Origin of the sequence: Mesorhizobium sp. GbtcB19 (assembly GCF_019091085.1) — a bacterium.
Classification (GTDB): Bacteria; Pseudomonadota; Alphaproteobacteria; order Rhizobiales; family Rhizobiaceae; genus Mesorhizobium.
The window spans coordinates 110,312-125,295 of record NZ_JAGXJY010000016.1; the positions used below are offsets into that span (position 1 = coordinate 110,312).

At 66.2% G+C, this 14,984-nt stretch carries 11 protein-coding genes; 7 read left to right on the top strand and 4 right to left on the bottom strand.

Going from position 1 to position 14,984, the window contains the following annotated elements; genetic code table 11:
- The first annotated feature begins 17 nt into the window (after positions 1-17).
- From KVT37_RS23995 to KVT37_RS24015, 5 genes are all read left to right on the top strand, one after another.
- On the top strand, positions 18-803 hold the full coding sequence (locus KVT37_RS23995; protein ID WP_217577485.1) for an ABC transporter ATP-binding protein: 786 nt from the start codon (positions 18-20) through the stop codon (positions 801-803).
- Complete coding sequence (locus tag KVT37_RS24000) at positions 796-3,015, top strand: ABC transporter permease (RefSeq protein ID WP_217577486.1); 2,220 nt, start codon at positions 796-798, stop codon at positions 3,013-3,015. The genes KVT37_RS23995 and KVT37_RS24000 overlap by 8 nt, the downstream gene beginning before the upstream one ends.
- A gap of 83 nt (positions 3,016-3,098) precedes the next feature.
- Positions 3,099-5,288: a flotillin family protein gene (locus KVT37_RS24005; protein WP_217577487.1), complete on the top strand. Its 2,190-nt coding sequence runs from the start codon at positions 3,099-3,101 to the stop codon at positions 5,286-5,288.
- A 291-nt stretch (positions 5,289-5,579) separates the two neighbouring features.
- Positions 5,580-6,017 (top strand): SRPBCC family protein, encoded by a 438-nt coding sequence (locus KVT37_RS24010; RefSeq protein WP_217577488.1) that lies wholly within the window; start codon positions 5,580-5,582, stop codon positions 6,015-6,017.
- A 9-nt stretch (positions 6,018-6,026) separates the two neighbouring features.
- A complete protein-coding gene (locus tag KVT37_RS24015) occupies positions 6,027-7,547 on the top strand; it encodes a zinc-binding dehydrogenase (RefSeq protein WP_217577489.1) in 1,521 nt (506 codons plus the stop codon).
- A 37-nt stretch (positions 7,548-7,584) separates the two neighbouring features.
- On the opposite strand, the gene KVT37_RS24020 is transcribed toward KVT37_RS24015, so the two are convergent.
- From KVT37_RS24020 to KVT37_RS24035, 4 genes are all read right to left on the bottom strand, one after another.
- Complete coding sequence (locus tag KVT37_RS24020; protein WP_217577490.1) at positions 7,585-8,685, bottom strand: alcohol dehydrogenase family protein; 1,101 nt, start codon at positions 8,683-8,685, stop codon at positions 7,585-7,587.
- Positions 8,686-8,754: 69 nt separating this feature from the next.
- Positions 8,755-10,134, bottom strand: a complete 1,380-nt coding sequence (locus tag KVT37_RS24025; protein WP_217577491.1) for an aspartate aminotransferase family protein — start codon at positions 10,132-10,134, stop codon at positions 8,755-8,757.
- Between the two features lie 35 nt (positions 10,135-10,169).
- Complete coding sequence (locus tag KVT37_RS24030) at positions 10,170-11,663, bottom strand: NAD-dependent succinate-semialdehyde dehydrogenase (RefSeq protein ID WP_217577492.1); 1,494 nt, start codon at positions 11,661-11,663, stop codon at positions 10,170-10,172.
- 374 nt (positions 11,664-12,037) lie between these two features.
- Positions 12,038-12,526: an Lrp/AsnC family transcriptional regulator gene (locus tag KVT37_RS24035; protein WP_217577493.1), complete on the bottom strand. Its 489-nt coding sequence runs from the start codon at positions 12,524-12,526 to the stop codon at positions 12,038-12,040.
- 84 nt (positions 12,527-12,610) lie between these two features.
- On the opposite strand from KVT37_RS24035, the gene KVT37_RS24040 reads away from it, so the two are divergent.
- Both KVT37_RS24040 and ehuA read left to right on the top strand, forming a co-directional pair.
- Positions 12,611-13,996, top strand: coding sequence for a PLP-dependent aminotransferase family protein (locus KVT37_RS24040; RefSeq protein ID WP_217577494.1), 1,386 nt, complete (start codon positions 12,611-12,613; stop codon positions 13,994-13,996).
- A 136-nt stretch (positions 13,997-14,132) separates the two neighbouring features.
- On the top strand, positions 14,133-14,918 hold the full coding sequence (ehuA, locus tag KVT37_RS24045; RefSeq protein ID WP_254634220.1) for an ectoine/hydroxyectoine ABC transporter ATP-binding protein EhuA: 786 nt from the start codon (positions 14,133-14,135) through the stop codon (positions 14,916-14,918).
- Positions 14,919-14,984 lie beyond the last annotated feature (66 nt).

The window sequence follows — 14,984 nt, forward strand, 5'->3', positions numbered from 1 at the left end:
TGCCGAGAGTACCGTCAGTGACCGAAAACCTGGCCGCGAACCGTCTGCAGAGCTCCGGCGCCTATGCGCTGGAGCTCGATGGCGTGGCGCGGCATTTCGGGGCGCTGGTGGCGCTTTCGGGCATCGACATGAGGATCGCGGCCGGCGAGCGGCGCGCGGTCCTCGGTTCCAACGGCGCCGGCAAGACCACCTTGTTCAACGCCGTGACCGGCGATTTCCTGCCGACCGCCGGCCGCATCCGCTTCTTCGGCGAGGACATCACCGACCTGCCGCCGCATGAGCGCATCCGGCGCGGCCTGCGCCGCACCTATCAGATCTCGCAACTGTTCAAGGGCCTGTCGGTCCTCGATTCGATCTTTCTCGCCTGCCGCGGCGTCTCGCGCCGGCGCTTTTCGCTGCTGAGGCCCGCCGCCGCCGACGTCAATATGGTGCAGGCGCGATCGATCCTCGAGGCGGTCCATCTCGACGCGCATCGCGACGCCCTGGTGGCGACGCTCAGCCACGGCCAGCAGCGCCAGCTGGAGATAGCGCTGGCGCTCGCCGGCGCGCCGCGCTTCATCCTGTTCGACGAGCCGGCGGCGGGTCTTTCGCCGACCGAGCGACGCGACCTCGTCGCCATCCTCAACGCGCTGCCGAAGCATATCGGATTCATCATCATCGAGCACGATCTCGATGTCGCGCTGCGCGTGGCGGACTATGTCTCGATGATGCACAATGGCCGCCTGTTCAAGGAAGGCACGCCGCAGGAAATCGAGGCCGATCCGGAGGTCCAGCAGATCTATCTCGGAGGCAAGCATGGCTGAGCGCCCCGCCGGCAAAAGCGCCAGGGCGGTGCTGAAGATAGAAGACCTGCAGGTCTTCTATGGCGAGAGCCATGCGCTGCAGGGAATTTCGCTGACGCTGGAGAGCGGCGTGCTTTCCGTGGTCGGCCGCAACGGCATGGGCAAGTCGACGCTGTGCAACACCATCGTCGGACTGAAGCGCGCGCGCTCCGGCTCGATCCGCTTCGACGGGCGCGAGATCACCGCGCTCGAACCGCACGAGATCCATCGCCTCGGCATCGGCTACGTGCCGCAAGGACGCCGCGTCTGGCCGAGCCTGACGGTCGACGAGCATCTGCGCCTTGCCGCCGGCAACCGGCGCGACGCGAGCTGGACGGTCGAGCGCGTCTACCAGACCTTTCCGCGCCTGGCGGAGCGTCGCGGCAATGGCGGTTCGCAATTGTCGGGAGGCGAGCAGCAGATGCTCGCCATCTCGCGCGCGCTGCTCAGCGACCCGAAACTCCTGGTGATGGACGAGCCGACCGAAGGCCTGGCGCCGATCATCGTCGACCAGGTCGAAAGGATGCTGGTCGACCTTGCCGCCGACGGCGAGATGGCGGTGCTCGTCATCGAGCAGAATATCGGCGTGGCGACCGCCGTCTCCAGCCAGGTCGCGATCATGGTCAATGGCCGCATCAACCGGCTGATGGAGGCGGCCGCGCTTGCTGCCGACCGCGACCTGCAGCAGCGGCTGCTCGGCGTCGGGCGCCACGCCGAGGAAGCGCCCGTCACGCCGACGGAAGCGGCGCAGGCAAAGGAGCAGCTGGCGGCCGTCTATCGCGTCGACCGCTCGGCAGGCGGATCGGTCGATCCGACGGCGCGCGACGACGTCTACCGCCCCGTCACCGAATTGCCCAACCGCTGGAACGTGCCGGTCACCGAGCTGCGGCAGGCGGCGGTCTCGAAGAACCTGCCGCAGGAGGATCCGAAGAAGGTCTTCGCCATACCCTTCGCCGAACGTATCGGCAGAACGGTGCTGGTCGCCGGCACCTTCGACACCAAAGGCAAGGAATTGCGCTTCATCGCCGACCGGCTGAAATCGCTCGGCGTCCCGGTCCGCACCGTCGACCTGTCGACATCGGGGAAACCGGCGAGCGCGGACGTGCCGGCCATGCAGGTGGCTGGCATGCATATCCGCGGATCCTCGGCCGTCTTCACCAATGATCGCGGCGGTTCGGTCAGCGCCATGGCGGAGGCTTTCGCGCGCTGGATCGAGCGCGAGCCGCGCATCGGCGGCATCGTCTCGGCGGGCGGCTCCGGCGGCACGACGCTGGCGACGGCCGGCATGCGGGTTCTGCCCGTCGGCATCCCCAAGCTGATGGTGTCGACGGTGGCCGCCGGCGACGTCGCCAAATATGTCGGCGGCGCCGACATCATGATGTTCCATTCGGTCGCCGATGTTCAGGGGCTGAACTCGATCACCGAGCAGGTGCTCTCCAACGCGGCTCACGCGATGGCCGGCATGGTGGCGCAACTGCCCAATGCCGAGACTTGGGAGGCCAGGCGCAAGCTGGCGCGCCCTGCCGTCGGCATCACCATGTTCGGCGTCACCACGCCGGCGGTGCAGGCGGTGACGAAGCGGCTCGAAGCCGATTATGACTGCCTTGTCTTCCACGCCACCGGCATCGGCGGAAGCGCGATGGAAAATCTCGGCGATTCCCGGCTGCTTTCGGCCTTCCTCGATCTGACCACGACCGAGGTGGCCGATATGATCGTCGGCGGCGTGTTCGCGGCGACCGAGGACCGTTTCGGCGCGGCGATCCGCACCAGACTGCCTTATGTCGGCTCGGCCGGCGCGCTGGACATGGTCAATTTCGGGCCGCGCGAGACCGTGCCGGAGAAGTTCCGCGGCCGCAAATTCGTCATCCACAATCCGAACGTCACGCTGATGCGTACGACCCGCGACGAGAACCGCGCCTTCGGCGAATGGATCGGCGCGCGGCTCAACGCCATGGACGGACCGGTGCGCTTCCTGCTGCCCGAGGGCGGCGTGTCCATGCTCGACGCGCCCGGCCAGCCGTTTCACGACCCGGAGGCCGACAATGCGCTGTTCGAAGCGATCGACCGGACCGTTCGCCGGACGCCGCAGCGCCATGTCGAGCGGGTGCGCGCCAACATCAACGACACGCCTTTCATCGATGCGGTGATCAGCGCTTTTCACGCGATCACCCCGAAGCTGCAGAGGCGGGCATGACCTGGACCTCGCCTGACGGCGGGCGAAACTTTGAGATTGGTGCCGGCCGCCTCGCGCTGACCGGATTGTGCAGGGGAGGATAGATGATGGACGCGCAGACCTTTGGCGCTTTCCTGTTGTGGCTGATCGTTGCCGCGGTCGTGGTGGTGATCGCCGTCTATGTCTTGCGGTGGCTCTATCGCCGCTCGACAAAGGAGACGGCGTTCGTGCGCACCGGCTTCATGGGCGAGAAGGTGGTGGTCAATGGCGGCGCTTTCGTCATTCCGGTGCTGCACGAGATCACCCCGGTCAATATGGGGGTGCTGCGCATCGAGGTGCGGCGCGAGGACGCGCTGGCGCTGATCACCAGGAACCGCATGCGCGTCGACCTGATCGCCGAGTTCTTCGTGCGCGTCGGAGCGAGCCGCGAACTCGTCGCCGCCGCCGCGCAGACGCTCGGCCGCCGCACGCTGCAGCCGGACAGCCTGCGCGAATTGCTGGAGGGCAAGTTCGCCGGCGCCATGCGCACCGTCGCCGCCCAGATGACGCTGGAAGAGATGCATGAGCTGCGCGGCGACTATGCCGCCAAGGTGCGCAGGCTGGCCGAGGAGTCGCTTGCCGCCAACGGGCTCGAGCTGGAGAGCGTCGCCATCGTCGATCTCGACCAGACAAGCCTCGAATATTTCGATCCGTCGAACGCCTTCGATGCCGAAGGCCTGACGCAGCTGACGGAATCGATCGAGACCCGGCGCCGCATGCGCAACGAGATCGAGCAGCGCACCCTGGTCGACATCCGCAACCAGAACCTCGACACCCAGCGCAAGGTGCTGGAGATCGAGCGCGACACCGAATACGCCCGCCTCGAACAGGAGCGCGAAGTGGAGATCCGGCGCGCCGCGCAGCGCTCCGAGCTCGCCAGGGAACGGGCGGTGCGTGACCAGGAGGCCGAACAGGCGCAGCTTTCGGCACGTGAAGCCGTCGAGAAATCGCGCCTCGCCCAGGAGCGCAGCATCACCGAGGAGCGCATCCGCAGCGAGGAGGATACGCAGCGTCGCGAGATTGCGCGCCGCCGCGCCCTCGACGAGGCCGAAATGAAGATGCGCGAACTGACCGAGCGCGAGCAAATCGCGCTCGAACTGTCGCTGGAGAAGGCGCGCATCGAGCGCGAGGGCGCGCAGAGCGGGCTTGAGATCGAACGCAAGAAATCGCTCGAGATCGCCGAGCTCGAACGCCAGATCGCGCTCGCGGAAAAGGCGCTGGAAGTCACCAGGGCCGAGGCGGAGAAGCGCCGCGCCGAGATCGTCGAGAGCCAGGCGACCGAAACCGCGCGGATCGAGCAGGAGCGCGCCGTCGACGATGTGCGGATCGCCAGGGAGCGCCATCTCGAAGCCCTGCAGATCGCCAAGCGGCAGGCCTTCGAGGAAGCTGAGATCGCGGCCGGCGAAGAGGTCGAGCGGGCACGCATCACCACCGAGCGCGGCATCGAGGAGGCGCGCCTGATCAAGGAGCGCGACCTGCGCCAGCTCGGCGTCGACCGCGACCAGAAGATCGAGATCGCCGAAATCCAGAAGGCCATCGACGTCGCCAAGAAGACGCAGGAGCGCTCCTCCGCGATCGCCGCTTCTGAAGCCGTCCGCGCCAAGGCCATCCAGGCCGAGGAACAGGCGCTGACCGCCCGCGAGCGCGAGATCGCCGAACGCCGCAAGCTGACCGACCTGATCGCGGCGCAACGCGAGGCGGAGCGCGAGACGCTACGCGTCACCGCCGCCGCCGAGGCGGAGATGAAGGCCGCGAAGAGCCTGGCCGAGGCACAGAAGATCGCGGCCGTTGCCGCCGCTGAATCGGAGAAGATCCACGCCCTTGCCGCGGCCCAGCGCTACGAGGTCGACGCGGCCGGCCACCGACAGCTCAACGAAGCGGAGAACCTGCTTTCCAGCGAGGCCCGCGCCGGCCGACTTCGCGGCAAGCTGCTCGAGCACATGGAAGGCATCATCCGCGAGAGCGTCAAGCCGATGGAGAAGATCGACGGCATCAAGATCCTGCATGTCGACGGCATCAATGGTGGCGCGGGCGGCAACCGCAACGTCACCGACGAAGTGATCGACTCCGCGCTGCGTTACCGCGTGCAGGCGCCGATGATCGACAATCTGATGAAGGAGATCGGCATCGAAGGCGGATCGCTCGGACGCATGACCGACGTGCTGCGCGACGCCAAGGACATTTCGAGCCTGACCCGGGACAAGAAGGGCAAGGGCAAGGCCGCCAAGGATGATGATGACGACCGCGATCACTGAGATGACGGCGGTGTTTCCTGGCGCTTCGTGGGGCCGTGCGAGGCGAGGCCATGCCTCGCCGGTTCGCGGTCATGGCCAGGTGGTTCCCCCACTCCGTCGCTGCTTCGCAGCGCCACCTCTCCCCCCTCCGGAGGGAGAGGAAAGGAGCCAGCTGGAATCGCCTCGCGCCCTTCCTCTCCCCCGTCGATCGGGGGAGAGGTGTCGAGCGAAGCTCGACGGAGTGGGGGTCGATCTGGCGCGACGTCAGACAATGCTTGCGCGGACTGCTATCCCCACAGCCGGCTCGCAAGCATGACCAAGGTCTATGTCTCCTCGGTCATCCCGGCCCCCGCCGCGGACGTCTGGAAGGTCGTGCGCGACTTCAATGGCCTGCCGGGCTGGGCGCCTTTCGTCGCCGAAAGCCGCATCGAGCAGAACGCGCATGCGGACCGGATCGGCTGCATCCGCAGTTTCACGCTCAGGGACGGCGGACGGATCCGCGAAAAGCTGCTGGCGCTGTCGGACTACGATCTCTCCTGCAGCTACGTGATCCTGGAGAGTCCGATGCAGGTGGAGAACTACGTCGCCACTCTGTCGCTGACGCCGATTACCGACGGCAATTTGACCTTGGCCGAATGGCAGGCCGAGTTCGATTGCGCTCCCGAGCGTGAGGCGGCGCTGACGCGCCAGATCGGCAGCGGCGTGTTCCAGGCCGCGCTGACGGCGCTGAAGCAGCGCTTCGGGCGCTGACCGCCGCGAATGGTCGAGGTCCGCCAGAGCACGATCATCGATGCCCCGATCGAGGAGGTCTGGGCGATCCTGCGCGATTTCAACGGCCACGACCGCTGGCACCCGGCCATCGCGTCGAGCGAGATCGATGGCGGCGAGCCGGCCGATGCGGTCGGCGCGGTGCGCCATTTCCGGCTGGCCGATGGCGGCGAGCTGCGCGAGCAGCTTCTGGCGTTGTCCGACAAGGACCACCGGCTGAGCTATTGCCTGCTCGAGGCGCCGCTGCCGCTGATGGGCTATATCGCCTCGATCAGGCTGAAGCCGGTGACCGACGGCGACGCCACCTTCTGGGAATGGCGCTCGGAATTCCATCCGCCGGCGCATCGCCGCGACGAGCTGGTCAAGCTGGTCAGCGAAGGCATCTATCAGGCCGGTTTTGCCGCGATCCGCAATCTGCTCAGGCGCCGCGATGTCCTCACACCCGCCGAGGCGCGGCCGGTGCCTGCAATCGCGCCATCGAAGTCGTCAGCCGTTGCGCCACGCCCCTCCCCTGCACCTTCCTCGGAGAGCGGGGAACCAACGCGCGCGATCCTGGTCGAGCGCTATGGCGGTCCGGAAGTGCTGCAGCTGCAGGAAATCGCGTTGCCGCCGCCGGCGCCAGACCAGGTGCGGATCCGCCATACGGTGATCGGCGTCAACTTCATCGACGTCTACTGCCGCACGGGCTTCTTCGATCTGCTGCAGCCGCCGGGCGTGCCGGGCATGGAGGCCGCGGGCGTCATCGAGGCAATCGGCCCGGCGGTGTCCGGCCTGTCGGTCGGAGACCGTGTCGCCTATGCCTGCCCGCCGGTCGGCGCCTATGCGGAGCGCCGCAACATGGCGCCCGACCTGCTGGTGCGGCTGTCGGACGACATATCGGACGAGATCGCCGCGGCGAGCCTGCTCAAGGGCGTGGCGGCCAGTTTTCTGCTGCATGACGTCCATGCCGTCAGGCCGGGTGAAGTCGTGCTCGTCCACGCCGCCGCCGGCGGCATCGGCCAGTTGCTGGTGCAATGGGCCCGCCATCTCGGCGCGACCGTGATCGCAACGGTGTCGAGCAACGACAAGGCACGGATCGTCGAAAACCTCGGCGCGCATCACGTCATCGTCTATTCGCGCGAGGATTTCGCGGAGGCGGTCATGCGGCTCACAAACGGCGCCGGCGCGGATGTCGTCTATGATGCCGTCGGCGCCGACACGTTCGGCGGCTCGCTCGCCGCGCTCGCCAGGCGCGGCCATCTCGTCAGCTTCGGCCAGGCATCGGGACCGATCGGCAACTGGGACGTCGGCCGTTTCGCCTCCAAGTCGATCACCGTTTCGCGCCCCAATTACGGACACTACACCGACACGCCGGAGAAGCTCGCGCCGCATGTCGGCCGTTTCTTCACGGCCTTTCGCGAGCGCGCCGTCAGGATCGCAGCGCCGGTGCCGTATGAGCTGGCCAAAGCCGCGGACGCCCACCGGGATCTGGAAGCCCGCAAGACAAGCGGTGCGCTCGTTCTGCTGCCGTAGCCACGGATCGCCAGCCGTCAGGCGCTCTTTTCCAGGGTCAGGCGTCGCTCCACATCGCATCCGGCACCACAACTAGCTTGCCGACAAAATCCTTGGCCATGAAGTCGGTCTGGGCGCGGTGGAAGTCCGACAGTCTGTAGACGCCGCCGACCAGCGGCTTGATCTTCTTTTCCTCGATATAGCGGACGATGCGGCGGAAATCCGCGCGTGTGCCCTGGCTCGAGCCGTGCAGCTGCAACTGCTTCAGATACATGGTGCGCAGATCGAGCTGCACCACCGGGCCGGCGATGGCGCCCGCCGTAGTGTAACGACCCTCTGGCCGCAGGATGCGCAAGAGGTCGTTGAAGATGGCGCCGCCCACCAGATCGGCGACCACATCGATGGGCTCGCCGCCGGTCGCCTCGTTGACAGCGGTGAGCAGGTCGGGCACGCCGCGCGTGATCACCTTCTCGGCGCCGATGTCGAGCACGGCCCGTTCCTTGCCCTTGCCGACGACGGCATAGGGGATGGCGCCGCGCGCCCTTGCCAGTTGCACGATGCCGGAGCCGACGCCGCCGGATGCGCCGGTGACCAGCACCCGCTCGCCGGCCTTCAGCGCCGCGCGTTCCAGCATCTGCTCGCCGGTGAGATAGGCGCAGCAGAAGGTGGCGAGCTCGACGTCGCTGAGCTCGGTGTCGACGACATGCGCGTTCTCGGCCGGCAGCGCCTGGTACTCGGCATAGCCGCCATCGCGGCCGTGGCCCATATAGTCGATGTCGGCCAGCGAATCGTCGTCGCGGTTGTAGATGGAGAAGTCGACCATCACGCGTTCGCCAACGCGGCTGGCAGGCACACCGTCACCGACGGCGACGATGGTGCCCACCGTGTCGGTGCCCTGGATGCGCGGGAAGGTCAGCGTGTTGCCCTGCCGCCGCCAGGTCGACACGGCCGCCGCGTCCTCCTCCGTGCCATAGGCGCCCTGCCGCACCCAGACATCGGTGTTGTTCATGCCGCAGGCGCTCACCTTGACCAGCACTTCGCCGGCTGCCGGCGCTGGCACTTTCACATCGGTGCGGTAGACGAGTTTTTCCGGGCCGCCATGGCCGGTGAGCTGCACGGCGGCCATGGTGGCCGGAACGGTTCTGGTCATGGCATTCATGTCGCTTCTGTCACTTGTTTCCACGCAATTCCGGACGGAAAACCGTTCAACACCTTTCCTGGAATTGCTTCAGAGGCTGGCAAAGACGCCGTTGACCGCGTCGGCGGTTTTGCCGACGATGATGTCGGCCTCCTCGCACGTCAGGCAGAGCGGCGGTGCGAAGCCGAGGATATCGCCCTGTGGCATGGCGCGGCCGATGACGCCGCTGGCGGCAAGCGCCGTGGCGATCTGCGGCCCGACTTTCAGCGCCGGATCGAAGAAGACGCGGTCGTCGCGATCCTTGACGAACTCGACCGCCGCCAGCATGCCATCGCCACGCACTTCGCCAACGTGCTTGTGACTACCGACGGCCTTGGCGAGCTCGGCACGGAAATAGGCGCCGGTCTCGCCAGCGTTCTTGACCAGGTCCATCTCGTCGATCAGCTCGAGATTGGCGACGCCGGCGGCAACGCAGATCGGATGCGCCGAATAGGTCCAGCCATGGCCGAGCGAACCGAGCTTGTCGGAGCCCTTGACCAGCACCTGCCAGACCTTGTCGGCAACGATGGCACCGGAGAGCGGCGCATAGGCCGAGGTCAGGCCCTTGGCGATGGTGATCAGGTCCGGCTTGATGCCGTAGTGGTCGGAGCCGAACATGGTGCCGAGACGGCCGAAGCCTGTCACCACCTCGTCGGCGACGAGCAGCACGTCATATTTGTTCAGCACAGCCTGGATTTTTTCCCAATAGCCGGCCGGCGGCGGCACGATGCCGCCGGTGCCGAGGATCGGTTCGCCGATGAAGGCCGCCATTGTATCCGGGCCTTCGGCCAGGATCATCTCCTCGAGCTTGTCGGCGCAATGCTGCGAGAACTGCTCCTCGCTCATCGAGCGGTCGGCGCGGCGGAAATAATAGGGCGCCTCGGTGTGCAGGATCGGCGCGCGCGGCAGGTCGAAGGCGTTGTGGAAGAGCTCGAGCCCGGTCAGCGACCCGGTCATGACGCCCGAGCCGTGATAGCCGCGCCAGCGCGAGATGATCTTCTTCTTTTCGGGGCGGCCGAGAACGTTGTTGTAGTACCAGATCAGCTTGATGTTGGTTTCGTTGGCGTCGGAGCCGGAGAGGCCGAAATAGACTCGGCTCATGCCTTTCGGCGCGCGGTCGATGATCATCTTGGCAAGCGTGATCGAGGCCTCGGTGCCGTGCCCGACATAGGCATGGTAATAGGCGAGGTTCTTTGCCTGTTCGGCGATGGCATCGGCGATCTTCTGGCGGCCATAGCCGACATTGACGCAATAGAGGCCGGCAAAGGCATCGATGCTCTTCTTGCCGGTGTTGTCCCAGACGGTGACGCCTTCGCCGCCGGCCATGATGCGCGCCGGCGACTCGCCCCGTGCATGCGTGCCCATATGCGTCGAGGGATGGAAGAAGTGGTCGCGGTCCCAGGCGAAGAGTTCGTTGGACTGTTCGAGCATTTTTTGACTCCTGACGAAAAAGAGGCCTGCGCAGCTTAGGCTACATCGAGGCAGAGGTATTTGAGATCCGTAAAAGCTTCGAGGCCGTGGCGTGAGCCCTCGCGGCCGATGCCGGACTGCTTGATGCCGCCGAAGGGGATCGGCGCGCCGGTGATCTTGACCCGATTGATCGCGACCATGCCGTACTCCAGGGCGCGGCCCATGCGCGCCTGCCGGGCGCCGTTCTCGGTGACGACATAGGCGACGAGGCCATATTCGGTGGCATTGGCGCGGGCGACGACTTCCGCCTCGTCGTCGAAGGGCGTCACGGCGGCGACCGGGCCGAACGTCTCTTCGCGCATGATCAGCGCGTCGTCCGGCACATCGACGAGCAGCGTCGGCTGGTAGAACAGCGGTCCGGCCGCGTGGCGCTTGCCGCCGGTCAGGCAGCGCGCGCCGTGCTCAAGCGCATCGGCGACCTGCTCCTCGACCTTCTTGACCGCGCGCTCATGCATCAGCGGCCCGAGATCGGCGTCCGCGGATAGCCCGTTGCCGATGAGGAGCTGCTCGACGCGGCGCGCGAAAGCGGCGCAGAAGCGGTCGTAGACCGGACGCTGCACATAGATGCGGTTTGCGGCGAGGCAATCCTGGCCGGAGGTCGCGAACTTGGCATCGAGCGCGATCGTCACTGCTTTGTCGATGTCGGCATCGTCGAAGACGATCAGCGGCGCATGGCCGCCGAGCTCCATCACCAGCCGCTTCATCGTCGCAGCACTCTGCGCGGCGATCAGCCGGCCGACTTCGGTCGAGCCGGTGAAGCTCATGGCGCGGACCCGTGCGTCGGCGCACATCGCGCCAACGATGGTGCGCGCATCGCCGGTGACAATGTTGAAGACGCCCGCCGGAAGCCCGGCGCGCTCGCCGAGTTCGGCCAGCGCCAAAGCCGAGAGCGGCGTTTCGGAGGACGGATGCGCCACCACCGTGCAGCCGGCGGCAAGGGCGGCTGCGGCCTTGCGGGTGAGCATGGCCGACGGAAAATTCCAGGGCGTGACGACGCCGACCACGCCGAGCGGCTCGCGGCGCACCGACATCTCGGCATTCGGCAGATGGCTGGTGACGCTTTCGGCGTTGAGGCGCTTCGCTTCCTCGGCATACCACTCGACGAAGGAAGCGGCGTAGTCGATCTCGCCCAGCGATTCCTTCAGCGGCTTGCCCTGTTCAAGCGTCATCAGCAGCGCCAAGTCGTCCTTGGCGGCGATGATCAGATCGAACCATTTTCGCAGGATTTTGGAGCGCTCCTGCGGCAGCGCCGAACGCCAGGCAGGAAGCGCGCGGGATGCAGCGTTGATTGCCTTCGTCGTCTGCACCGCGTCGAGCGCGGCCACGAAGGCCACGGTGGCTCCGGTCGCCGGATCGGTGACCTCGAAACTTGCCGCCGCATCGCTCGCCGTCCACTGGCCGTCGACATAGGCGAGCGCGCGCAACAGCCGGCGATCGGCGAGCCGGTCGAGCGCTTCATGGTGGTTGGTGCGGGCAAAATGCGCGGACATCGATCAGGTCTCCCGGTGCCGTGGCGATCTGGAGAGACTAGCCGCGCGGTCGAGACAGAGAGGCTGTTTCGGCGGTCCGATGTAGAGAGATTGTCTCTATTTGTCGGGAGAGCAGGTCGATCTCTCTAGCTTGCCGGCGGGCAGGTGCCACCAAACGGTGAAAATTGGCCGAGCCCCCTCAGCCTCGTCATCCCTGGGCGAAGCAGGAGCGCAGCTCCGTCGCGGAGACCCAAGGATCCATGCCGTTACCTTGACCGAAGGGCGCAGCGGCGCAGAATTTTGCACCGTTGCAACACCTTGGCGTCACGGCATGGATCCTCGGGTCTTCGCCGCGTCGCTTCGCTCCTTGCTCCGCCCGTGGATGACGACGGCTTTCATTGTTCCGGCAGCAGGTCGGCGACCGGCAGCACGGTCTCGTCCTTGACCGTTTTGGTGACGATGTAGGTGAAGTAGCGGTCGATGCCGATCTCGCGTTCGAGCAGGCTGTCGACCAGCCGCTGATAGGCATCGATGTCGCGCGCCATCACCTTCAGCACATAGTCGACCCCGCCGCCCACCGACCAGCAGGCGACGATCTCGGGAACGTCGCGCACGACGCGCTCGAAGCGGTCGAAGTCGGCCTGGCGATGGTTGGCCAGGGTCACCTCCATCAGCACGGTCGCCACCGGCGCGATGCCCCGCATGGCGATCGCGGCGTGATAGCCGGACACGATGCCGGCCTTCTCCAGTTTGCGCAGCCGCATCCAGCATGGCGTCGGCGACAGGCCGACCTTCTCGGCCAGCGCCAGCTTGGTGATGCGCCCGTCGCGCTGGATGGCGTCGAGAATCCTGAGGTCGATTTGGTCGAGTTTTAGTGCCGCCATGCGGGGCTCCGCCTTTCGTTCCGGACACCATGAAGGTGCATTATTTCGATTGTCAATTGCACTGATTTCGATCTCTAATAAGTCATGACATTATGGCAGCCAGATCCTGCTCTCATCCGCCGTCCGGCCTATCTTTCGCTGGCCGACCAGTTCGCCCGCGCCATCCATGACGGACGGCTTGCCAATGGCGAGCAACTGCCGACGCATCGCCGGCTGGCCGACGACCTGAAATTGTCGGTTCAGACCGTCAGCCGAGCCTATGAGGAACTGATCCGCCGCGGCCTGATTTCCGGCGAGGTCGGCCGCGGCAGCTTCGTGCAGACGCAGCGTCGCGAGCCGGAGCCGCCCTACATTCCGGAGCGGCTTGGCGAGGTCATCGATCTCTCCATCCTGAAGCCGGTCTGCGAGCCGATGCATCTGGAGAAGCTGAAGCAGGCGCTGGGCTGGCTGGCCGAAAACCTGCCGTCGAGCTCGGCGCTGTCGTTCCGACCGAACATGGTATTCCCGCGCCACCGCGCGGTCGCGGTCGAGTGGCTGAAGCTTTGCGGATTGGAGGCATCGGCGCAGAACATCAGCCTGACCAATGGCGCCACCGCCGGCATGACGGTGGCGCTGATGAGCGTGGCGCCGCCTGGCTCGACCGTCGCCACCGAGGCGATCGGCCACCACACGCTGGTGCCGCTTGCCCGCTACCTCGGCTTCAACCTCGAAGGCCTGCCGATCGACGGCAACGGGCTGATCCCCGAGGCGCTCGACGAGGCCTGCCGCCTGTCGGACATCCGCGCCGTCTTCGTCCAGCCGTCGGTGATCAACCCGACGGCGACGTTGATGGACGCCAAGCGGCGCGAGCAGATCGCCGCGGTCGCCCGCAAGCACGACATCGCCATCATCGAGAATGACGTGCTCGGCCCGCTGGTCGAAGGCCGGCCGCCGGCGGTCGCCGCCTTCGCGCCGGAGCGCACGCTCTACGTCACGTCCTTCACCAAGATCACCGTGCCGGGGCTGCGCATCGGCTACCTGGCCGTGCCGGACCGCTATGTCGCGGCCGTCGCCAATCGCCACCTCGTTTCGAACTGGATGGCGACGCCGATGGTGGCGGAGATCGCGACACGCTGGGTCACCGACGGCACCGCGATGGAACTGGTCAACTGGCAGCGCGCGGCGTTGAAGCGGCGCCAGGAGATCGCCGCCGAAATGCTGGCGGGTGTCGATTATCGCGTCCATCGCGACGGGCTGCATCTTTGGCTCGAACTGCCGGGCGACCGCTCGGAGGAGAGTTTTGTTTCGCAGGCGCGCCTGCGTGGCGTGGCGATCGCGCCAGGCACCTCGTTCAGGATCGCCGACACGCCCTGGCATCCGGCGGTACGCATCTCGCTCGGATCGACCACCGAGGGGGAACTGCGCGCCGGCTTGAGCGTTGTCGCCAAGCTACTGCTGGGCGATCCGGAGCATCTCCTGCTCGCCATTTGATGCACAGGCAGAGCGCAGATTGCCCTGAAATTGAGTCGAGTCGGAAATATTGTCATGATATTATTTTCCCAATTGACATGATTTGACGCGTTTCGCATCGTTAAGGGCATAGGCTTCTCCAGAACGGGGAAATGGATTGCCCGCGCCCATCATCAAGGTTGATGCGATTTCGAAGAGCTTCGGCGCCTTCAAGGTGCTGGATGGCCTGTCGATGCAGGTCATGCCCGGCGAGAAGCTGGCGCTGATCGGTCCGTCCGGCTCCGGCAAGACGACGATCCTGCGCATCCTGATGACGCTGGAGAAGATCGACGGCGGTCACATCCAGGTCGACGGCGAGCAGCTCTACCACATGGAGCGCAATGGTGAGTTGCTGCCGGCGAACGAGCGGCATCTGGCCAGGATGCGGCAGAAGATCGGCATGGTCTTCCAGCTCTTCAATCTGTTTCCGCACAAATGCGTCATGGACAATGTGACGCTCGCGCCGATGCTGACCAAGGGCACGCCACGCGCCGCCGCCGAGAAGCGGGCGATGGAACTGCTCGACATGGTGGGCCTCGCCGACAAGGCGAAGGCGATGCCGGCGCAGCTCTCGGGCGGCCAGAAGCAGCGCGTGGCGATCGCAAGGGCGCTGGCGCTGTCGCCCAAGATCATGCTGTTCGACGAGGTCACCTCGGCGCTCGACCCGGAGCTGGTCGAGGAAGTGCTCAACGTCATGCGCAAGCTCGCCGCCGAGACCGACATGACGATGCTTCTGGTCACCCACGAGATGGGCTTTGCCCACGACTTCGCCGACCGCGTGCTGTTCTTCGATCGCGGCAGGATCGTCGAGGAAGGCAAGCCCGATGAGATTTTCCGCCATCCCAAACAGGAACGAACGCAGAGCTTCCTGAAGAAGATCATCGCGGCCGGACATCGCGTCTGACCGCAATGCAAATGGGCGGCGTAAGCCGTCCCAAGGCGACGAGAGCCGTCGCAAAACCGAGCAAAC